General features: G+C 46.1%; 20 protein-coding genes and 4 tRNA genes. 21 read left to right on the top strand and 3 right to left on the bottom strand.

The window, feature by feature from the left end:
• Window positions 1–4: 4 nt before the first annotated feature.
• Genes HAP68_RS18975 through HAP68_RS18955 form a run of 5 tightly spaced genes read left to right on the top strand, consistent with a single transcriptional unit; the run spans window position 5 to window position 5,532 of the window.
• The gene (locus HAP68_RS18975; RefSeq protein WP_004393067.1) at window positions 5–661 is read left to right on the top strand and encodes a PIG-L deacetylase family protein; all 657 of its coding nucleotides are present in this window, start codon (window positions 5–7) and stop codon (window positions 659–661) included.
• On the top strand, window positions 658–1,992 hold the full coding sequence (locus HAP68_RS18970) for a glycosyltransferase family 4 protein (protein WP_024086033.1): 1,335 nt from the start codon (window positions 658–660) through the stop codon (window positions 1,990–1,992). Before HAP68_RS18975 ends, HAP68_RS18970 begins: the two co-directional genes overlap by 4 nt.
• Window positions 1,982–3,169 (top strand): carboxylate--amine ligase, encoded by a 1,188-nt coding sequence (locus tag HAP68_RS18965; protein WP_004393071.1) that lies wholly within the window; start codon window positions 1,982–1,984, stop codon window positions 3,167–3,169. Before HAP68_RS18970 ends, HAP68_RS18965 begins: the two co-directional genes overlap by 11 nt.
• Window positions 3,162–4,217, top strand: a complete 1,056-nt coding sequence (locus HAP68_RS18960) for a phosphotransferase (RefSeq protein WP_014306175.1) — start codon at window positions 3,162–3,164, stop codon at window positions 4,215–4,217. Before HAP68_RS18965 ends, HAP68_RS18960 begins: the two co-directional genes overlap by 8 nt.
• A gap of 22 nt (window positions 4,218–4,239) precedes the next feature.
• Window positions 4,240–5,532, top strand: a complete 1,293-nt coding sequence (locus HAP68_RS18955; protein WP_024086032.1) for a glycosyltransferase family 4 protein — start codon at window positions 4,240–4,242, stop codon at window positions 5,530–5,532.
• Between the two features lie 139 nt (window positions 5,533–5,671).
• Here the strand turns inward: HAP68_RS18955 and HAP68_RS19870 are convergent, their stop codons facing one another.
• Together HAP68_RS19870 and HAP68_RS18950 are read right to left on the bottom strand one after the other, a co-directional pair.
• Window positions 5,672–5,899, bottom strand: coding sequence for a mannosyltransferase YkcB-related protein (locus HAP68_RS19870; protein ID WP_014306173.1), 228 nt, complete (start codon window positions 5,897–5,899; stop codon window positions 5,672–5,674).
• A gap of 19 nt (window positions 5,900–5,918) precedes the next feature.
• Entirely contained in the window at window positions 5,919–6,062 is a 144-nt protein-coding gene (locus HAP68_RS18950; protein ID WP_014306172.1) for a YycC family protein, read from the bottom strand.
• A gap of 118 nt (window positions 6,063–6,180) precedes the next feature.
• Here HAP68_RS18950 and HAP68_RS18945 point away from each other — a divergent pair, with 118 nt between their 5' ends.
• Window positions 6,181–6,390, top strand: coding sequence for a hypothetical protein (locus tag HAP68_RS18945; protein ID WP_014306171.1), 210 nt, complete (start codon window positions 6,181–6,183; stop codon window positions 6,388–6,390).
• Between the two features lie 30 nt (window positions 6,391–6,420).
• On the opposite strand, the gene HAP68_RS18940 is transcribed toward HAP68_RS18945, so the two are convergent.
• Window positions 6,421–6,618: a DUF2188 domain-containing protein gene (locus HAP68_RS18940; RefSeq protein ID WP_004393099.1), complete on the bottom strand. Its 198-nt coding sequence runs from the start codon at window positions 6,616–6,618 to the stop codon at window positions 6,421–6,423.
• 170 nt (window positions 6,619–6,788) lie between these two features.
• Here HAP68_RS18940 and dnaB point away from each other — a divergent pair, with 170 nt between their 5' ends.
• From dnaB to HAP68_RS18865, 15 genes are all read left to right on the top strand, one after another.
• Window positions 6,789–8,153: a replicative DNA helicase gene (gene dnaB, locus HAP68_RS18935; RefSeq protein WP_004393100.1), complete on the top strand. Its 1,365-nt coding sequence runs from the start codon at window positions 6,789–6,791 to the stop codon at window positions 8,151–8,153.
• 117 nt (window positions 8,154–8,270) lie between these two features.
• A complete protein-coding gene (locus HAP68_RS18930; protein WP_024086031.1) occupies window positions 8,271–8,684 on the top strand; it encodes a VOC family protein in 414 nt (137 codons plus the stop codon).
• 238 nt (window positions 8,685–8,922) lie between these two features.
• Window positions 8,923–10,215 carry an adenylosuccinate synthase gene (gene purA / locus HAP68_RS18925; RefSeq protein ID WP_004393102.1) on the top strand — a complete coding sequence of 431 codons (1,293 nt, stop codon included), beginning with the start codon at window positions 8,923–8,925 and terminating at the stop codon, window positions 10,213–10,215.
• 202 nt (window positions 10,216–10,417) lie between these two features.
• A tRNA-Lys gene (locus HAP68_RS18920) sits at window positions 10,418–10,493 on the top strand.
• Between the two features lie 8 nt (window positions 10,494–10,501).
• Window positions 10,502–10,573, top strand: a tRNA-Glu gene (locus HAP68_RS18915).
• Window positions 10,574–10,657: 84 nt separating this feature from the next.
• Window positions 10,658–10,734 (top strand) — tRNA-Asp (locus HAP68_RS18910).
• Window positions 10,735–10,770: 36 nt separating this feature from the next.
• Window positions 10,771–10,843, top strand: a tRNA-Phe gene (locus HAP68_RS18905).
• 336 nt (window positions 10,844–11,179) lie between these two features.
• Window positions 11,180–11,887: a cell wall metabolism DNA-binding response regulator WalR gene (gene walR / locus HAP68_RS18900; RefSeq protein ID WP_004393104.1), complete on the top strand. Its 708-nt coding sequence runs from the start codon at window positions 11,180–11,182 to the stop codon at window positions 11,885–11,887.
• Between the two features lie 6 nt (window positions 11,888–11,893).
• A complete protein-coding gene (walK, locus tag HAP68_RS18895) occupies window positions 11,894–13,729 on the top strand; it encodes a cell wall metabolism sensor histidine kinase WalK (RefSeq protein WP_004393106.1) in 1,836 nt (611 codons plus the stop codon).
• The gene (gene yycH / locus HAP68_RS18890; protein ID WP_004393107.1) at window positions 13,719–15,077 is read left to right on the top strand and encodes a two-component system activity regulator YycH; all 1,359 of its coding nucleotides are present in this window, start codon (window positions 13,719–13,721) and stop codon (window positions 15,075–15,077) included. Before walK ends, yycH begins: the two co-directional genes overlap by 11 nt.
• Complete coding sequence (locus HAP68_RS18885; protein ID WP_004393108.1) at window positions 15,064–15,903, top strand: two-component system regulatory protein YycI; 840 nt, start codon at window positions 15,064–15,066, stop codon at window positions 15,901–15,903. The genes yycH and HAP68_RS18885 overlap by 14 nt, the downstream gene beginning before the upstream one ends.
• Before the next feature lie 14 nt (window positions 15,904–15,917).
• The gene (locus tag HAP68_RS18880; RefSeq protein WP_004393110.1) at window positions 15,918–16,712 is read left to right on the top strand and encodes an MBL fold metallo-hydrolase; all 795 of its coding nucleotides are present in this window, start codon (window positions 15,918–15,920) and stop codon (window positions 16,710–16,712) included.
• 86 nt (window positions 16,713–16,798) lie between these two features.
• Complete coding sequence (locus HAP68_RS18875; protein ID WP_015387437.1) at window positions 16,799–17,995, top strand: S1C family serine protease; 1,197 nt, start codon at window positions 16,799–16,801, stop codon at window positions 17,993–17,995.
• 516 nt (window positions 17,996–18,511) lie between these two features.
• Window positions 18,512–18,724: a winged helix-turn-helix domain-containing protein gene (locus tag HAP68_RS18870; RefSeq protein ID WP_024086030.1), complete on the top strand. Its 213-nt coding sequence runs from the start codon at window positions 18,512–18,514 to the stop codon at window positions 18,722–18,724.
• Window positions 18,721–20,139, top strand: a complete 1,419-nt coding sequence (locus HAP68_RS18865) for a sensor histidine kinase (protein ID WP_024086029.1) — start codon at window positions 18,721–18,723, stop codon at window positions 20,137–20,139. The genes HAP68_RS18870 and HAP68_RS18865 overlap by 4 nt, the downstream gene beginning before the upstream one ends.
• Window positions 20,140–20,370: the final 231 nt, after the last annotated feature.

Raw genomic sequence — 20,370 nt, 5'->3', positions numbered from 1 at the left:
AAAAATGGCAGAATACATTATGGTTATCGGCGCTCATCCCGATGATGAACTATTGGGAGCAGCGGGCACCATAAAACGGCTGATCAATGAAGGATATAAAGTGATTTCCATTATTACGGCATTAGGAAGAAAAGAAGAAGCTCATCATATTAAACAATTAGGCGAACGCGCGAATCAAGAGCTTGGAATTGAGAAAGTCATCTTTTTGGAGCATACAAATTTAGAGCTGGAATGTATTCCTCTTCATAAGCTTGTCAAAGAATTAGAGCAGCTCATTCGCGTCTATCAGCCTGATAAAATCTTTACACATCATTACGGCGATATCAATATGGACCACCAGAGAACATTCCAAGCAGTTTTAACAGCCGCCAGACCGCTTCCGAATCAAAAGCCTATCGAACTGCTTACGTTCGAAACGCTATCTTCAAGCGAGTGGGAGAGGAATACGGCTGATAAACTCTTCAAACCTAATTACTTCGTTAACATCACAGACACAATGGATGCCAAACTCGCGGCGCTTCACCACTATGACGTAGAAATGAGGGATTACCCTCATCCCCGTTCATATGAAGGCGTTAAACATTTAGGAAGAGTCAGAGGGATGACGGCGGGTGTGGAATACGCTGAAGCTTTTGAAGTCGTGCGGAGGATCTGGAAATGATCAAGACATTTTCCGTCCCGTATCCGTATATGGTTCAGACGCTTGACCGCTACTACGGGGTCAAAACGCGCCCTCAAAAAAAGGCGGCAGTAAAGACACAGTTGAAACATGAACATCATATTCCGCGGTTATACAGGAAAAAAAAGAAGTTATCCATTTTGATTGCCACGTTTTGGGACTACCCGCACACGGGCGGTTTATCAAACTATATTAAAACGCTTAGTGAAGGCCTGAAAAAGAGAGGTCATAAGGTGGATGTCATCTCCCCTAATCTGTTTCCGTCCGCACAGGTAAAAGAACTGCGGGCGGCTGTTGTTCCGAAATTAAAAGATTTCTTTAAAGACAGATATGGGGATTATAACGATCATATTTTGAAAAATAATCGGCTGATGTTTATATACGAGCAAATGCTTCAAAAGATTCATTTGGAAAGATATGATGTGTTCCACGCTCAAGATTTATTTACAGCCAATATGTTAGGCAGGTTCAATCAAATCTATAAGAAACCTTTATTTTTCACACCGCATGGCATGTTTACTTTCAACAGACTTAAATTTCACATCTTTAAAAAAGGCTCGGTAGAAGAGTTTTATTATAAAAAACTAGAGATGAAAGCCATTGAATACGCAGATCGCCTGATTATTATCAGCGATACGTTCCGCAGCCCGCTCATGAAGCTCGGAGCCGAACAGGAAGACATGACAACGGTGATCACAGGAATCGATTACGATGCAAAAACAGGCGGGAAAAGAAAAATCCCGGTACCGAAAAATAAGATCATCATCTCGTGTATTGCAAGATTAGGCCCGAGAAAAGGTCACAAATATTTACTGGACGCACTTTCGAGAATTCCATCTGATGTACTTGAACATGTTCAAGTGCTGATCGCGGGCGACGGAGAGATGAGGAGCGCCTTAGAGGAACAGGCTCGAAAACTGAATCTATCTATGGTCTCCTTTTTAGGAAAAAGAGATGATGTTCCCGCTATTTTGAATATGACGGATATATTCGTACTGCCGACCATTAATGATAGTCTGCCCATCTCGATTATTGAAGCGATGTTCAGCGGCTCGGCTATCATCGCGACCGATTGCGGGGGTATTCCGGATCTGATCCGCCATAACAAAACGGGACTTATTGTCGAGCCGGGAAATGCAAAGGTTCTTGCCCGGGCTTTAGCGTTTTTTATCACTAACAAATCTGCGCGGGAGAAGGCTGCTTCAAACGCAAAGGCCTACGCGGAGAAATATTTAAGCAGTGAGACGATGATAAAAAATATCGAATCGATTTATCAAAATACCAACAGCTCGGAGGGAGATCATGAAACATGAACATGCAGCCGTTGTACTTGATTTCAGTGCCAACGGGATTGGGATCATTCGCAGCCTGGCCCGAAGAGGAATCGATGTTTACGCGTTTGACACGGAGGGACCTTATCGTATCGGAAAATCAAGATTGGCAGATTGCGGGATATGTCCCAGCCCTTTAACACAAGAGGAAGAACTGCTGACATTCCTGACTGATTTCGGGAAGCGATTCCAAGCAAAGCCGGTTCTGTATGCAGGTTCTGATGATTATGCGGGATTTATATCTAAATTCCGCGAGACATTAGCCGGTTTTTTTTTATTTTTGCTCCCGAGCCGCTCTCTGTTAGAAACGGTCTTAGATAAAAGCAAAGCATATGAATTAGCGGTCAAGCATAACATCCCCTGCCCGAAAACCTTTTTTCCGAACAACCGGGATGAGCTGGAAGAGGCCATCGCCAATATTGACTTCCCGTGTATTTTAAAACCGGTGGCCGGCCATGAATACAGAAAAAAAGTAAACAAAAAAGCAATTGTAATGAAGGATGCCGCACAATTGCGCAAGGAGTTCAGCTCCTACAGAGAAAATGGAGAACTGCTCGTGCAGGAGATCATCCCCGGAGACAACCAGTGTTTTTATAAAGTCGCCACTTTTTATGATGACCAAATGAAATTAATGGGCTTATTCTCTCTGCAAAAGAACCATCAATTCCCTGCTGATTTTGGCGCGGGGGCCCACGTCGTCAGCAAACGGCTTCCTGATTTAATCGAGAAGACCCTGCCGTTTTTTGAAGCGATTCAGCTGAAGGGAGTAGGCATGGCGGAATTTAAAAAGGACCCCCGGGACAATGTTTACAAGTTTATCGAAATTAATCCGCGCTTTTGGCTCAGCCATAGCCTGACAGAACCGGCAGGCATTCACTTCGTTTACATGTACTATCTGTATTTGACCGGACAACATGTGAAGCCCCAGCTCGAACAAAAAGACGGAATCAACTGGATTTATGAGGTGCGTTACTTCTTAACGTTTTTGAAGAAACGAAAAAGAGGAGAAATGACGTTCCGGGATTTTTGGAAAGGATTTAAAGGAAAAAAAGAGTACGCTCTTTTTGCTTGGAATGACCCGATGCCATTTATCAGAAACACTTGGTCTCATCTCAAAAACAGCTGGAAACGGAAGCGGAAGGAAGATCGGCATGTATGAAAAGGATCTTTTGTATGACGCATTTCAAAAACTGAGAATTGACGAAAAACTGTCGTATTCGTTCGGTGAAAGGGCCGCGGTGAATCCGGATGACATCACATGCCTGAAATCAACAGACAGAAGCGCCATTTATAAACTGTTTGTAAAGAAAAAATCCGGAATTGTTCCGCTGATATTGAAGGTGTATAAATCTTCCCGTGAAAAAAACAAGGTCGAGATTAATATATACGGGAAAGCCCGTTCTGTTTTAGGGGATTTGCTGCCGGACATCTATCTTATAGAGGAAAGTGACCATGAAACGTGGATATTTATGGAGTTTGTCAGCCAGATCAGAGGACAGCTTACATTTCATCCGAAGCATTTCAAGTATATTATTCCGTCTGTCGCAGAACTGCACAGCCGCACCTTTGAAAACAAGGCTGTTTCTGACGGTAAATGGCGGTCGTGGCTGCCGGTATACGAATCGGAAACCATGAGAAAAGGGCGTAAAAAGCAGATCAAAAAGACAGCGGAATTATTGGATAGAGCTCTTAAAGATGAGCGCACAAAAGATATCGTGAAGCCTCATTATCGGCAAATCACAAACTTGCTGGAGCAGGAGGAGCCGGATTTTTTCCCTGAATTGATCCAAAACGGCTCAGCCATCACACACGGTGATCTTCATATGCAGAATATCTGCACCCACGATGCGTCCGGACATGAACCGTGGGATATTCAATTCATCGATTGGGAATCCGCAAAGTACGCGCCGGTTTGGTTTGATATGACGGTGCTGGTCGAAATTCTGCTCGGCTTCAGAAAAGACTGGAGCCGGCACGCAGAAGATATTCGGACGTATTGCGTAAAAGTGTATACGAAAGAAATGAAAAAGCGGGGCATTCATTTTCAGACCCCTCCTATGACGCTTTATAAAATGGCTTATTTGCAGAGAACACTTGAGAAAGGGCTTCATACCCAATTGCGGAGAATCTTCGACAATCGGGGAGGAGAACTGCTGCCGTATCATGTTGACAAAGTGTCAAAATGGGGACGGGAATTAGGATTATAAGTTTAAGAGAGGGGGAGCGGATTTGAAAGGAGAGATCGGCAAGCCGAACGGTCTGGTGCCTCTTGCCTTATTGCGCGTCATGGATCAATTTTACGGGATCGAACATCAAAGTGAGCCGGAGATGCTGTATTCGTTCTGTGCGGAAGGAAAAAGCTCCCCCAAACGAAAAAAGCCATTGCGTATTCTGTACGCAACCTTTCTCCGTTACCCGAATGTCGGAGGACTGGCGAGTTATATCACGTCAATTAAGACGGGTTTTGAGCGCATCGGTCACCAGGCGGATGTCATCTCGCCGCTCCAAATGCCGCCAACTTTTTTTCAGGAAGATATCCCGCGGGCCGCTGACGAGATCAGAGCGTTTCTTGTTGGCAGATACGGGGCCGCAAACGAAAAGTTTGTGAAGAATCTCAGCTATTTACATGTCTTTCAAAGATTTTTGAAGGAGAAGGACTTAGAACAATATGACCTGTTTCACACGCAGGATTTATTTGCGGCATTTTTGCTGGGATACCTTAATCAAACGTATCGGCGTCCGCTTTTTTTCACGCCGCACGGACATTTCACGAAAAGCCGGATGAAGTTTCATAAAATCCAAAAGGGTTCAATAGAAGAGGCATATTTCAGTGAAATAGAAAGGCAGGGTATTCGGGCTTCGGATAAAATCATTACAATCAGCGACTCCTTTCACGAGCCCTTGCTGGAGTACGGAGCGAAGGAGGCTCAGCTGACGACTGTTCATACCGGCATTGACATCCGGGTTGCACCCGAGCCAAAACGTGCTGAAAAGGTCGTGATTGCGTGCGTTTCCCGTCTGACCGAGCGAAAAGGACATGATGTGCTGCTGGACGCTCTCGCCCGCATCCGGCACCATTTATCCGGAGTGGATATATGGATCATCGGAGACGGAAACATGAGAGGGTTTCTGGAAGAGAAGAGACGGAAACTGGGCCTCTCAAACGTGTTTTTCCTCGGAAAACGACATGATGTGCCGGCGCTTTTGGCTGAATCATCTATATTTGTCCTGCCCACATTGAATGATAATTTCCCCATAGCGATCATCGAAGCGATGTTCTCAGGTCAAGCCATTGTCGCAACTGACTGCGGAGGAATCCCTGAGATGATCCGGCATGAGGACACAGGGCTTATCTGTCAGCCTGGCAACAGCCGTGAACTTGCTGATGCCCTCGTAAAGCTGATTACGGATCAGTCTTTCAGGGAACGGCTTGGAAAAGAAGCGCGCTCCTATGCCGGCCGGCATCTGCGTCAGGAACTGATGGTTTCAAAAATAGAAAGGATTTATCAATCATTTTTCTGAATGATACCGGCGCCGCATGGCAGGTGCTTCAAGAGCAAAATAAAGAGGCCGGTGTTTAACTATCCAGCCTCTTTCCGAGCTGTTTTTTCATCTCATACAGAGTCTGCTGACTTTGTCCGTCCGGGCCGCCTGTCATTCCTCATCGGGCTGAGCCTGTTTTTCCGGTGCTGTATCGGTCAGCTGAGATTTTTGTGCCGTTCTTTTTAATCCATGAGACAAGCTTTGTGTTGCCTGAATTGTTTCCGGATAATAAGAAATAGTTCAATTTTCCTTCGTCAACAAGTTTTTTCAGCTGTGAGACGGTTTTACCGAAATTTTCTTCATGGAAAAAAGAGGCGGAAAGCCATCGCTTCCGCCTCCCGCACATATATATGAGAGAGCAGCCTTTATTTGTGATCGTTCTCTTTTTGGATTTCAGCTAATTTGGCAAGCAGAATGTGCTGAGGCATGTGCATGATTCTCTCAAGCGGCATATTCAGTGATTCTGCGAGCTTTTGCGCCGTTTCGGCGGAAATTTGCAGCGGTTTCATGTGATCACTCCTTCCGTTTCTTTATTGTACTAAAATCAGAAATCTATCGTAAGAGGATATGACAAAGGAATGGAGGTTTGAAAAGCGGGGCTTTATAACAGAATGGGGGAGGTTTTTTATGCAATCGCCATTGATGTTATTACAGCTGAAGCTGGCTGATTATCAGAAAAAAGCCGCAGAACTGCGGACAATTGACGAATTTATCATACTGAAACAGACATTGCAGGACATGATGAAAGTATTCGCCGCCTTTGAAGAATGGGAGCTGTATCAAAAAACGGCCGATCTCATGGCGCAGACGGTGCTGCACATCCGTTTCATCGAATAAGAAAAGCCCTCGCACGGGCGAAGGCTTTTCTTAAAAGGAACGTTCCTCTTCAATGTTTTTATGCTGATCATAAATGACAAGCTTAGCCGGGCTGTTCTCTTTCGCCATCTGCTCCGCTTTTTCAATCGCCGCGTCCTTTGATGTACAAAGAGCCGTCGGCGCCACATTTTCCACCTTCACAAACCATCCGTCCGCATCAACACTGGGTGTTACTGCATATGTTTTCATCCTTCTTACCTCCCGGTTTCGATTTATTTATTTGTTTCCCGGCATTCGGAACGGCAAAACACATAACCCTCTCCTGACAAATACAGGCAAAGTGATATTTTTCTATTCTTTTTCATGAGAAATGGTAAAATGAAGTTTGGATATTTTTTAAGGAAAGGACGGTGCTTAGCATGACAGACCTTCTGAATGATCGGCTGCCGCCGCAAAACATAGAAGCTGAGCAGGCCGTGTTAGGTGCTGTTTTTTTACAGCCGTCTGCGTTGACACTGGCTTCTGAAGTGTTGATTCCGGATGATTTCTACAGAATGTCACATCAAAAAATTTACAATGCCATGCTCGTGCTCGGAGACCGCGGTGAACCGGTTGATTTGGTCACGGTAACGTCAGAGCTTGCGAATACCGATTTGTTAGAAGAGGTGGGAGGCGTCTCTTACCTGACGGACATCGCGAATTCCGTTCCGACAGCGGCTAATATAGAATATTACGCGAAAATCGTTGAGGAAAAATCCATTCTCCGCCGTTTAATCAGAACGGCGACCTCGATCGCTCAAGACGGGTATACGCGCGAGGATGAAGTTGAAGATTTATTAAGCGATGCGGAAAAAACGATTATGGAGGTCGCGCAGCGAAAAAATTCGGGCGCCTTCCAAAATATTAAAGACGTGCTTGTTCAAACATACGACAACATTGAGCAGCTTCACAACCGGAAAGGCGATATTACCGGGATTCCGACCGGCTTTATCGAGCTTGACCGGATGACGGCGGGTTTTCAGCGGAATGATTTGATCATTGTCGCAGCCCGTCCGTCTGTGGGGAAAACGGCGTTTGCCTTAAATATTGCGCAAAACGTGGCTACCAAAACGGATGAGAGCGTCGCGATATTCAGTCTTGAGATGGGTGCCGAGCAGCTTGTCATGCGTATGCTCTGCGCCGAAGGGAATATTAATGCCCAAAATCTCAGAACGGGTAATCTGACGGAAGAAGATTGGGGCAAGCTGACGATGGCGATGGGAAGCCTGTCAAACAGCGGTATCTTTATAGATGACACCCCCGGCATCCGCGTCAGCGAAATCCGTTCAAAATGCCGCCGGCTGAAGCAGGAGAACGGATTGGGCATGATTTTAATTGACTACCTGCAGCTCATTCAGGGAAGCGGCCGTTCGAGCGACAACCGTCAGCAAGAGGTATCGGAAATTTCACGGGCGCTAAAAGCGCTGGCGCGGGAGCTCGAAGTCCCGGTCATCGCCCTGTCTCAGCTCTCCCGGGGTGTTGAGCAGCGGCAGGATAAACGTCCGATGATGTCAGATATCCGTGAGTCGGGAAGTATTGAGCAGGATGCCGACATCGTCGCCTTCCTGTATCGTGATGATTACTATGATAAAGAATCCGAAAACAAAAACATCATCGAAATCATTATCGCCAAACAGCGTAACGGCCCGGTGGGCACCGTCTCACTGGCTTTTGTGAAAGAATACAATAAGTTCGTAAATCTGGAAAGGCGCTTTGATGACGGCGGTGTTCCGGCAGGTGCGTAAAGCCTCAAGCAATGTCTTGAGGCTTTTTTTCATCCGAAAGAATGAGAGAATGCCGTCTGTTCGGCAGTCGATAAAAAGAAAGCGCTTTTATATAATGGCATTAAGGGAGGGATGATGATGACAATTGAATTTCCGCAATTTCAAGCGGCGCAAATCCGGATTGCCCGGCCGACCGGACAGCTTAAGGAAATCATCAGGTTTTATGAAGAAGGCCTCGGATTGAAGAGGGTCGGCAGTTTTTCCGGACATGAGGGCTACAGCGGCGTCATGTTCGGCCTGCCGCATACGCAATATCATTTAGAATTCACCGAAGAAACCGGCTCGTCTCATCCGGCGCCCGTTCCGCACGGCGACAGCCTGCTTGTCTTTTACGTCCCTGATCAGCAGGAGGTCATTCGCATCAGCACGAAATTAAAGCAGATGGGATATGAGGAGAAAGAACCCGAAAACCCGTACTGGGAAGAAAAAGGCGTGACCATCGAAGATCCTGACGGCTGGCGGATCGTCCTGATGAATACAAGCGGAATATAAATGACTGTCTGAAGAACCCGGGATATGGGTTCTTTTTCGTGTTAAAGTATGAAAGTTTCGGGAGTAATAGATAGCAAATGAAAGAGAAAACGCTTTTAATCAGGTTTAAGGCGAACAAATATAGAATAATAAGATTTTAATGTTCGGATTTACGATTGACTTTCTGTTTCGGCACTGATACACTTAATTTGTTTGAATGAGATATCGTTTTGAAAGGTTAACGGAGGTGCACGGATATATGTCTTCAGTAGTCGTAGTAGGTACGCAGTGGGGCGATGAAGGAAAAGGTAAAATTACAGATTTCCTATCAGAAAATGCAGAAGTGATCGCACGTTATCAAGGCGGAAACAATGCAGGACATACCATCAAGTTTGATGGCGTCACGTACAAGCTTCATTTAATCCCATCAGGAATTTTTTATAAAGAAAAAGCGTGTGTCATCGGGAACGGAATGGTTGTTGATCCGAAAGCGCTCGTAACGGAGCTTGCGTATCTTCATGAACGCAATGTGAGCACGGATAACTTGAGAATCAGCAACAGAGCCCACGTCATTCTTCCATACCATCTGAAACTGGATGAAGTAGAGGAAGAACGCAAAGGGGCCAACAAGATCGGCACAACGAAAAAAGGCATCGGACCTGCTTATATGGACAAAGCGGCGCGGATCGGCATCCGGATCGCAGACCTGCTAGATCGTGACGTGTTTGCAGAAAAGCTTGAACGGAACCTTGAAGAGAAAAACCGTCTGCTGGAAAAAATGTATGAAACGGAAGGCTTCAAAATTGAAGATATTCTGGATGAGTATTATGAATACGGCCAGCAGATTAAAAAGTATGTATGCGATACATCCGTCGTTCTGAATGACGCGCTGGATGAAGGCCGCCGCGTTTTATTTGAAGGCGCTCAAGGGGTTATGCTTGATATTGACCAAGGGACATACCCGTTTGTCACTTCATCCAACCCGGTCGCCGGAGGGGTGACGATCGGTTCAGGCGTAGGTCCGACAAAAATCCAGCACGTCGTCGGTGTATCTAAAGCGTACACAACCCGTGTCGGTGACGGTCCTTTCCCGACTGAGCTGAAAGATGAAATCGGAGATCAAATCCGTGAAGTCGGACGCGAATACGGCACAACAACAGGCCGTCCGCGCCGTGTCGGCTGGTTTGACAGCGTTGTTGTCCGCCATGCCCGCCGTGTCAGCGGAATCACAGATCTTTCTCTGAACTCAATCGATGTGCTGACTGGCATTGAAACATTGAAAATCTGTGTCGCTTACCGCTACAAAGGTGAAGTGATTGAAGAATTCCCGGCAAGTCTGAAAGCTCTCGCAGAGTGTGAACCGGTATATGAAGAAATGCCTGGCTGGACGGAAGATATCACAGGCGCAAAAACATTAAGCGATCTTCCTGAAAATGCGCGCCATTATCTGGAACGCGTATCTCAGCTGACAGGTATTCCGCTTTCTATTTTCTCTGTCGGTCCCGATCGTTCACAAACGAACGTCATCCGCAGTGTATACCGCGCTAACTAAGAATTTGCAGTAAACAAGCCTCCGGTCACGGAGGCTTGTTTTTTTATGTAGGAAAAAAATAATAGATTTTTTTCAAAAAAGTAGTTGCCACTTTCGAATGTTCTATGATATTATAAATCTCGTTGTTACGGAACAGCTTCAATAGAGTACTGCAAGAAAGCTTTTGTCTCAATGCTCTATGATACATAATCCGACACATCAAGAGCCATTAGCTCAGTTGGTAGAGCATCTGACTTTTAATCAGAGGGTCGAAGGTTCGAGTCCTTCATGGCTCACCACTTTTTATGGCCCGTTGGTCAAGCGGTTAAGACACCGCCCTTTCACGGCGGTAACACGGGTTCGAATCCCGTACGGGTCATTGATTTACTTTAGCGTTATTGCTAACTCCTTATTTGTCCTCGGAGGACCGCCACGATACGGTTCTCCGGACAAATTACTGTAAGGTCCGGTAGTTCAGTTGGTTAGAATGCCTGCCTGTCACGCAGGAGGTCGCGGGTTCGAGTCCCGTCCGGACCGCCATTTTACTTTACTTTATAGTATAGAAAAGAAACATCTGGCTCGGTAGCTCAGTTGGTAGAGCAACGGACTGAAAATCCGTGTGTCGGCGGTTCGATTCCGTCCCGAGCCACTTACCCAAACGCATCTGCAATAGTAGGTGCGTTTTTTCTTTTGTTATAAAAAAGGGAGAGCCGGCTTTTCAGCCGGCCCAGAAGAAGACGTCAAACACTAGACGGCGTTTTTTTTCTTGAGGTTTCAAAAAAATATTATTTTTTAAAAGAAAATAAAAAACATGACAAAAGGATGGCAGTTCAATACGTTTTTGCGCTGTTCTCTTTAATTTTTTTATCTTTTGACCTGAAACCGTTATAATAGACGGGGAACGTTTTTCACGATACGAATTGTGATCATCATGAAACATCAATAGATGAAATGAAGTCATTCTGGCAGGAGGAAAATCAAGATGATGGATAAGAAAATCCTTGTAGTCGATGATGAAAAACCGATTGCAGATATATTAGAGTTTAATTTAAGAAAAGAAGGCTATGACGTGCATTGTGCGTACGATGGAAACGAAGCCGTGGAAATGGTGGAGGAGCTTCAGCCTGATTTAATTCTTTTAGATATTATGCTTCCGAATAAAGACGGAGTTGAAGTGTGCCGGGAAGTCCGGAAAAAATATGATATGCCGATTATTATGCTGACGGCAAAAGACTCGGAGATTGACAAGGTCATCGGGCTTGAAATCGGAGCGGATGACTATGTCACGAAGCCTTTCAGCACGCGTGAGCTTCTGGCCCGCGTCAAAGCGAACCTGCGCCGCCAGCTTACGGTTGCGCCGGCTGAGGAAGAATCAGCTTCTAATGACATTCATATCGGTTCTCTCGTCATTTTCCCTGACGCTTATGTCGTATCAAAAAGAGAAGAAACGATCGAGCTGACTCATCGTGAGTTTGAATTGCTTCATTACTTAGCCAAACATATCGGACAGGTCATGACCCGTGAGCATCTGCTGCAGACTGTGTGGGGCTATGACTATTTCGGTGACGTGAGAACGGTGGATGTAACAGTGCGCCGTCTCCGTGAGAAAATCGAGGATAATCCGAGCCATCCGAACTGGATCGTCACAAGACGGGGTGTCGGTTATTACTTGAGAAATCCTGAACAGGACTAACCGGCGATGAATAAGGTTGGTTTTTTTCGGTCGATTCAGTTTAAGATCACGCTGATCTATGTGCTTCTCATTATCATCGCCATGCAGATTATCGGCGTGTACTTTGTGAAACAGGTGGAGAATTCTCTTCTCAAGTCCTATGAATTATCGTTAAATCAGCGGATTGACAATCTATCCTATTATATTGAGCAGGAATATAAAGGAGATAATGACAGCACCGTCATTAAAGATGACGTCAAACGGATTTTGAATGATTTTACGAAAAACAATGAAATACGGGAGATTACATTTGTTGATAAAAGCTATGAGGTCGTCGGTTCTTCGAGGCCTTATGGCGAGGAAATAGCGGGGAAACAGACGACTGACCCGATTTTTAAACGGATTTTCTCAACAAAACAGGCCTATTCAAAAAAATATTATGATCCTAAAAGCAAAAACAGAGTGCTGATTTCAGCAAAACCTGTCGTCACAGAGAATCAGGAAGTTGTCGGCGCGATTTATGTCGTGGCCAGTATGGAAGATACCTTTAACCAGATGAAAACCGTCAACTCGATTCTTGCTTCAGGAACAGGCTTAGCCCTTGTTCTGACGGCTCTTCTCGGTATATTTCTCGCCCGCACCATCACCCATCCGCTGTCGGATATGCGTAAGCAGGCGATGGAACTGGCAAAAGGGAATTTCTCCAGAAAGGTGCGGAAATACGGGCATGATGAAATCGGTCAGCTCGCAACGACATTCAACCATCTGACGAGAGAGCTTGAAGATGCCCAAGCCATGACGGAAGGGGAGAGAAGAAAGCTTTCTTCCGTTATCGCGTATATGACGGACGGTGTCATCGCTACGAATCGCAACGGGGCTATTATTCTTTTAAACAGCCCTGCGCTTGAGCTGCTGAATGTTTCACGTGAAACGGCTTTAGAGATGCCGATTACGTCTTTATTGGGCATAAAAGAGAACTTTACATTTGAGGATTTAGTAGAACAGCAGGATTCAATGCTGCTGGAGATCGAACGTGACGATGAAACGACTGTACTGCGGGTGAATTTTTCCGTTATTCAGAGAGAGCACGGAAAAATCGACGGTTTAATCGCGGTTCTTTATGATGTCACCGAACAGGAAAAACTCGATCGGGAACGCAGAGAGTTCGTTGCCAACGTGTCTCATGAGCTGCGGACACCGCTGACGACCATGCGAAGCTATTTAGAGGCGCTTGCAGAGGGCGCGTGGGAAAACAAAGATATCGCTCCGCGTTTCTTAATGGTGACCCAAAATGAGACTGAGCGCATGATCAGATTGGTGAACGACCTGCTTCAGCTTTCTAAATTCGACAGCAAAGATTATCAGTTTAATCGGGAGTGGATTCATATGATCCGCTTTATGTCACTGATTATCGATCGTTTTGAAATGACGAAAGAACAGCATGTTGAATTTATCCGCGAGCTTCCGGACAGAAATCTGTACGTGGAGATTGATCAGGATAAAGTGACGCAGGTTCTCGATAATATCATTTCTAACGCACTGAAATACTCACCGGAAGGCGGGCATGTCACTTTCTCAGTCGATGTGAACGAGAAAGAAGAGCTGCTTTATATCAGCGTAAAAGATGAAGGTATCGGCATTCCGAAAAAAGATGTGGAAAAAGTCTTTGACCGTTTCTACAGAGTGGATAAAGCGCGCACGAGAAAACTCGGCGGCACCGGGCTCGGCCTTGCGATTGCAAAAGAGATGGTTCAGGCGCACGGCGGAGACATTTGGGCCGACAGTGTAGAAGGCAAAGGAACGAAGATTACATTTACTCTTCCATATAAAGAAGAGCAAGAGGATGATTGGGATGAGGCGTGAAAATATAAAAACAGTCATACTGTCAGTGCTGGTCGTCATTAGTCTTGTTTTAACATGGGGAATTTGGACATTCCAGCCCAATTTTTCAGAAGGCACGGCCTCAACCAAATCGACTGTCCGGGAAAAGCATAAAATTGATAAAACGAGCCAAAAAGTGTCGCAAACGGTAAAACCCCGGGATATGTTTATTCATACAAACGGCTCTCATTATAAAGTGGATGATGAGACGCTCTTTAATGACCTGTGGGCGGATTTGCCGCAATGGGAAGTAAAAGGGATGAAGGATATTTCCGATCAATACGACAAGCTCGGTTTTAAAAATTGGCTTTACGGCAGAAACGGCAATTCGGCAAAGCTCGATCTGCAATTCAATGACACCATTCCGATTGATTTCTTCCAATCGATGTTTAAATGGTCAAATCCGTCAATGGAATACAGCTCATTTGACCATATTGTTATTCCGTTTAATGAGAATAAGACGAATAAGAAGATTTACATGGTCTCGTACAGCAAGCAGCTGATTTTGGAAGTGACTGTGGAATCGGCGAATTACCGCAATCTGATGAATGAGCTGTACAGCAAAAAGTCGAGTATGCCGTTATACCACCTCTATTCGGTCGGAAAAAGCAAAGAATTTCTCATGCCGAATGCGCGGTTTAATATGAAGGAAAAAGAATTTATCACTGAAACCATTAAGACGAACCTGTTTAAGCAGACGCTTTTTAATGATCCGAGCACGGTCAGAGAGGACCCGAATTACAATCGGAATGTGCTGACTGACGGAATCAGCCGTCTGGAAATCAATTCGACACAGCGGCAGATTCAATTCCAGCATCGGAACCTGGCACAAAGCGCTTCTTACCAAACGGGTGAGCTGATTAAGAAAAGCTATAAATATTTAGAGGATACGGGAAGCTGGACGGATCATTATCAATTTTTCAATGTGAGTGATAACCAGCAGCTGAGTTTCTACATGTTTAAAGACCAAATGCCTGTGATCAACAGCACGTCTAAGCCTTTCGGATCCGGACCTGTTTTGACCCTGCAATGGGCCAATGACGAGGTTCTCAGCTACAAGCGGCCGAACTATGTTCTCGGGCCGAATCCGATTAAAACAAAAGACGTAAAAATGATGAACGGCAATGAGGTTGTGTCTCTGCTGGAGCAGCAGGATAAATACGACGTGAACAAAATCGACCAGATCTTCCTGTCCTATCAAATGGTCTCTTCTTCAACGAATGATCTCGTTGAACTGGAACCCGTCTGGAGTATGAAGATCAACGGGAAGATCGTCCCGATTACGAAAGATCTGCTGGGGAAGGAGGAGGACGATAATGGAGTGGAATAAGACAAAAACGATCTTCATCATTGCCTTCCTCATCCTCGATATTTTTCTCGGCTATCAGTTTTTTGAAAAACGCTCGAGCAGTGAATACGAAGTGATTAAAAATTCAAACGTGGAAAAAGACATGGAGATGGACCATATCACATTCGGCAACCTGTCTTCTGATTCCGCGACGGGCTACCGGCTGACGGCGGGCCAAAAGGTATTTACCGCTGAAGATATTGATGCTTTGAAGGATCAAAAGCCGTTAATGGAAATGCCGGCGGATGATCATAAGGTCACAACGCTGAAAATGAAATTTACCGATCCGGTCGGTTTATCGAAGCAAAAACCGCAGGAGGATGCGGAATCGCTCGTCAGTTCTAAAGTAACCGGCGGTGAAAAATATAAACTGTGGAAAGTCGACAAGGATCAAAAACAGATCATTTTTTACCAGACATATGACGGACAGTTTATTTATCAGGATTTTGACTCGTCCACGGATGCGATCGGACAGGTGATTCTGCATCTGAACGATAAAAACCAGGTCGTATCCTACGAGCAGACCATGCTGGAGTCATTCAAGCGAATCCAGACCGAGAGCCTGATTCCTGAGCTTGATGCGGTCGAATTATTGTATTCTCAAAATTACTTAAAAGCGAATTGCGCCGTTAAAAGCGTCAAGTTCGGCTATATTGCCCAATACCCGCTGACAAGTACGCAGGTGCTGGCGCCGGTATGGAGAATTACAATTGAAGATAAGTCAAAAGGGACGAAGAAAAAGACACAGCAAACGTACACTGTGAATGCATTGGAAAGCACAGTCATTGATAACAATCAAAATAAATAATGGAGTGAGACACAATGGGCTTGCAATTTAGCGTGCTTGCGAGCGGGAGTACCGGAAACGCGTTTTATCTGGAGACAGAGGAGCATTCTTTTCTGGTGGATGCCGGCCTGAGCGGTAAAGCGATGGACGGGCTGATGGAGAGAATCGGCCGCAAGATAGACGACGTCGACGGCATCTTTGTCACTCACGAGCACAGCGACCATATTAAAGGGCTCGGCGTCATTGCGAGAAAGTACGGTCTACCCGTCTACGCCAATGAAAAGACGTGGAAAGCGATGGAGAATCAGATCGGCAAGCTTGATACCGGACAAAAGTTTTTGTTCCCGATGGAAAGCGTAAAATCTTTCGGCGGGCTTGATGTTGAGTCATTCGGCGTCTCTCATGACGCGGCCGAGCCGATGTTTTATGTTTTCCACTACCAAGGCAGAAAGCTCGCGCTGATGACGGACACCGGATATGTGAGCGACAGAATGAAAGGCATCATCCGTTCGGCCAATGTGTTTGTGTTTGAAAGCAACCATGACGTCGGCATGCTGCAAATGGGCAGATACCCTTGGAGCATTAAGCGGCGGATTTTAAGCGATGTCGGCCACGTCTCGAATGAAGATGCGGCGCTCGCCATGACTGATGTCATCGGCGACGGCACATCGCGCATCTATTTGGCGCATCTGAGCCAAGACAACAATATGAAGGAACTGGCGAGAATGTCCGTGCAGCAGACATTGGCTGCGAAAGGATTTGTCGCCGGGGAAACGTTTCAGTTATTTGATACCGATCCGAAAATTCCGACGCCGCTGTGCGCCGTGTAATTTTTCCAAATGAATCATGATTATTAATCCGCGATCTGACCCACACTATAAGCAAATCGAGTACTCTTGAAAGGATTTGAGATAGGGTGGATTATAATCGCGATGATGAACAGTACGCCTCCGAACAGCCCCGCCGCAGCAAGAGAGGATACTTTCTATCAAGTCTGATCGGCGTCATCGTCGGGGCCGCGCTCATGGCTTTCCTGATGCCGTACTGGACAGGCGGAGACCATGGAGACAGCAGCAAAAGCACCAGCCGGCGTCTCGGCAGCGAACAGGTGAAAACAGTCAACGTAAATGTCAATGACGCTGTCACGAATATGGTCAGCCGTGTATCGGATTCGGTAGTCGGCGTTCTCAATATCCAAAAGACTGATATTTGGGGAGAGGGCGGCGAAGCGGGAAGCGGGTCGGGCGTCATTTACAAAAAGAACGGAAACACTTCTTATATCGTAACCAATCACCATGTCATTGAAGGTGCGACTGAGATTGAGATCAGCCTGAAGGATGGTTCGCGCGTGCCTGCTGAGCTGATCGGGAGCGACCGTCTGATGGATCTCGCGGTACTGAAGGTGAAGTCTGATAAAATCAAATCGGCCGCCCAGTTCGGCAATTCTGATCAAGTCAAAGTCGGAGAACCGGTCATTGCGATCGGAAATCCGCTCGGACTTGAATTTGCGGGATCAGTGACACAGGGGATCATTTCAGGCACGGAAAGAGCGGTGCCCGTTGACTCAAACGGCGACGGACATCCGGATTGGAATGCGGAAGTGCTGCAGACCGACGCCGCGATTAATCCCGGCAACAGCGGCGGCGCTTTGATGGATATTTCGGGCAAGGTGGTCGGCATCAACTCAATGAAGATCGCTGAATCCGCCGTTGAAGGAATCGGCCTGTCCATCCCGTCAAAGCTTGTCATTCCCGTTATTCAGGATTTAGAAAAATACGGAGAAGTCCGACGGCCTTTCCTCGGTATTGAGATGAAATCCTTAACGGATATTGCGAGCTACCATTGGAGCCAGACGCTGAAACTTCCGAAAGGCGTTAAAACCGGGGCGGTCATTATGGGTGTCGACGCGTTTTCACCGGCCGGAAAAGCGGGTTTGAAAAAGCTCGACGTGATTACCGGGTTCGACGGACATAAGGTCAATGACGTTGTGGATCTCCGTGAGCGCCTGTATCGCAAAAAGATCGGCGACCGTGTGAACATCACGTTCTACCGTTCGGGAAAGAAAAAAACAGCGGAAGTCAAACTGACAGAAGCGGATCGATTACAGAAATAAAAAAGCAGCCCGGACATCCGGGCTGTTTTTTATTGATTTATTTGTTAATATTATACTATTGTGAAGCAGGGAGGTGAAACACATGAAAACGGCTGATGTGATCATCGTATTGAATGAAATCGAGGGTGAATGTGAAGGAAGAATTATTTTAGAATGCAGAATTTAAGAAAATGAAACATGTCATATTAAACGTCCTTTTTCAGGGGCGCTTTTTTTTATGCCTTTTTTCAGAAGCTATAAAAAAGAACTGAACGCGGGTCACAACACGTTCAGTTGAAAATGGATATATGTAGAAAAAGGCAGACATGACCTTAGAACTTTGTGATTGAAACAGACTGGTGCTGCTGAATAGCGGCAGATGAAACTGCCGGCAGCTTATTTGCAGATGGCTCCGTTTTCAGCGTTTATTTTCACCAATTCAGCTTAGCTTCCGTTTTGTTTCAGATAAAAGCGAATAATAGAAGGGGAAGCGAAAAAAATAAACACAGGCTGATACATCTAAGGAGAGACTGCATCATGGATAAGTTGAAAGGCATCAAGCTGCTGAGTGCAGACGGCGAGTCTGCACTCATTGATTCTTTAACGATGGGGCTTCATCACGGAACGGTTCTCGGGGAAGACAATATCGTCGAGACATACATTCGTTCTTTGCGCGAAAAGCTGAAGGACAAAGAACACAAGGTGATTCGCACGGTTCGGGGCGCCGGGTACAGGGTGGACCTGGCATGAAACGGCTGTACAGAACCCTGCGGTTCCAGCTCCTGTTCAGGTCACTGGCGATTTTGACCTTGCTGTTATGTTTCATCGGCGGTACACAGTACATGTTTATGAGACGGACGATGTATGAAAATCAGGCGATCAGCATTCAGAGTGATATCAATTCAATGGATCAAAGCGTATGGAGGTCAATCAAAACTCCTGCCCGTTCCGAAACACCGGCTCATCCGAATGTGATTTATCCCGGGGTGACGGTTGCTTTTATCAATCAATCATACAAGATGTCAGTTTTATCAGAAGACCCGCACGCGGGAGCCGCTCCTTCTTTCCCGAAAAACGTGTATCGGGATGCGCTGACAGATACAATGGCGCTTCACTATCAGGTGGCTCACAATAAGGCGGGTGAGGAAATCATCGTCGTGTTTCAGGCGATTTCCGTTGACGGAAGGCAGGCGGGAGTTGTACAGATGAGCACGCTGACCCAGCCTCTGAATGATTCGCTTTTCCGCCAGATCAGCATTTTCGCGGTGCTTTCCTTTGCGGCTTTGGTTATCGGACTGTTTGTTTTTTTGCCGGTGATCCGGCTCACACTCAAGCCGATGTCCCGCATTGTGCATATGATGGGTGACATTCATGCCGGCAGTCTCGATAAACGGCTGCCGATTGATAGGAAGCAGGCCGAAATTGAGTCATTGGGCATCTCCATCAATCAGATGCTGGAACGGATTGAAACCGCGTTTCAGGCGGAAAAAGAAGCGAAGGAGCGCATCCGGCAGTTTGTATCAGACGCATCACATGAGCTGAGAACGCCGCTTACCTCCATTCACGGCTTTATCGAAATTTTAATGCGCGGAGCGGCGGAAAAGCCGGAGCAGAAAGAAAAAGCGCTTCAAAGCATGTACGCGGAATCCGTCAGGGCGAATAAGCTGATAGAGGATCTTTTGTTTCTCGCGAAGATTGACCGGGAGCCGAGCTTTGAAATGAAAAAAGGGGCATTGGGAGACGTCATTTTGGAAATGGAGGCTGAGCTGAAGCTGCTCGCGAGAAACCGGAAACTCGAGTTCTTTGTTGATCAAAAGATAGAAGCTGTTTTTGACAAAGACAAAATGAAGCAGGCCATTCTCAATCTCTTTTACAATGCGGTGCAGCATACGGATGAAGACACGGGTGTCATCACCGTCTCCCTGCAGGAAGACGGAGGAATCATGCTTATGATTGCGGATAACGGAACGGGAATCGCTCCGGAGCATGTGCCTCATGTGTTTGACCGGTTTTACAGGACGGAAACCTCCCGATCCCGTCAATCCGGCGGCGCGGGGCTGGGTCTTGCCATTACAAAAACCATTATCGACAGCCATAACGGAACAATTGAAGTGAAAAGTGAGCAGGGAAAAGGCTCCGTGTTCATCATCCGGCTGCCGGGGTAAACCGGGATAGCGGAAGAAATATCACAATTTATATATAAATTCTAAATTTTCAAAAAATAACTTGTCCTTTTCCAATATTGATGATAATATCTAGTTATTGGTAAAGGGGGTGTGTACTGATGAAGATTGAAGAACTTGATCTTGATACAGAAACAGCAAGCTTGGTGCATCGCTGCTAGTAAAGCCGTGACTCCCCTTATTGGGGAGTTATTATCATTCAGGGGGTATGTC

Origin of the sequence: Bacillus sp. Bvel1, assembly GCF_014872755.1 — a bacterium.
In the GTDB taxonomy this organism is placed as follows: domain Bacteria; phylum Bacillota; class Bacilli; order Bacillales; family Bacillaceae; genus Bacillus; species Bacillus velezensis.
Note: the sequence above shows the minus strand (reverse complement) of the source record. Positions and strands in the feature narration are given on the sequence as shown.

Excerpts from the sequence above, each read along its gene's own strand:
- HAP68_RS18975 (WP_004393067.1), top strand. The coding sequence starts at position 5 with ATGGCAGAATACATTATGGTTATCGGCGCTCATCCCGATGATGAACTA.
- HAP68_RS18970 (WP_024086033.1), top strand. The coding sequence starts at position 658 with ATGATCAAGACATTTTCCGTCCCGTATCCGTATATGGTTCAGACGCTT.
- HAP68_RS18965 (WP_004393071.1), top strand. The coding sequence starts at position 1,982 with ATGAAACATGAACATGCAGCCGTTGTACTTGATTTCAGTGCCAACGGG.
- HAP68_RS18960 (WP_014306175.1), top strand. The coding sequence starts at position 3,162 with ATGTATGAAAAGGATCTTTTGTATGACGCATTTCAAAAACTGAGAATT.
- HAP68_RS19870 (WP_014306173.1), bottom strand. The coding sequence starts at position 5,899 with ATGTGCGGGAGGCGGAAGCGATGGCTTTCCGCCTCTTTTTTCCATGAA.
- HAP68_RS18950 (WP_014306172.1), bottom strand. The coding sequence starts at position 6,062 with ATGAAACCGCTGCAAATTTCCGCCGAAACGGCGCAAAAGCTCGCAGAA.
- HAP68_RS18945 (WP_014306171.1), top strand. The coding sequence starts at position 6,181 with ATGCAATCGCCATTGATGTTATTACAGCTGAAGCTGGCTGATTATCAG.
- HAP68_RS18940 (WP_004393099.1), bottom strand. The coding sequence starts at position 6,618 with ATGAAAACATATGCAGTAACACCCAGTGTTGATGCGGACGGATGGTTT.
- dnaB (WP_004393100.1), top strand. The coding sequence starts at position 6,789 with ATGACAGACCTTCTGAATGATCGGCTGCCGCCGCAAAACATAGAAGCT.
- HAP68_RS18930 (WP_024086031.1), top strand. The coding sequence starts at position 8,271 with ATGACAATTGAATTTCCGCAATTTCAAGCGGCGCAAATCCGGATTGCC.
- purA (WP_004393102.1), top strand. The coding sequence starts at position 8,923 with ATGTCTTCAGTAGTCGTAGTAGGTACGCAGTGGGGCGATGAAGGAAAA.
- walR (WP_004393104.1), top strand. The coding sequence starts at position 11,180 with ATGGATAAGAAAATCCTTGTAGTCGATGATGAAAAACCGATTGCAGAT.
- walK (WP_004393106.1), top strand. The coding sequence starts at position 11,894 with ATGAATAAGGTTGGTTTTTTTCGGTCGATTCAGTTTAAGATCACGCTG.
- yycH (WP_004393107.1), top strand. The coding sequence starts at position 13,719 with ATGAGGCGTGAAAATATAAAAACAGTCATACTGTCAGTGCTGGTCGTC.
- HAP68_RS18885 (WP_004393108.1), top strand. The coding sequence starts at position 15,064 with ATGGAGTGGAATAAGACAAAAACGATCTTCATCATTGCCTTCCTCATC.
- HAP68_RS18880 (WP_004393110.1), top strand. The coding sequence starts at position 15,918 with ATGGGCTTGCAATTTAGCGTGCTTGCGAGCGGGAGTACCGGAAACGCG.
- HAP68_RS18870 (WP_024086030.1), top strand. The coding sequence starts at position 18,512 with ATGGATAAGTTGAAAGGCATCAAGCTGCTGAGTGCAGACGGCGAGTCT.
- HAP68_RS18865 (WP_024086029.1), top strand. The coding sequence starts at position 18,721 with ATGAAACGGCTGTACAGAACCCTGCGGTTCCAGCTCCTGTTCAGGTCA.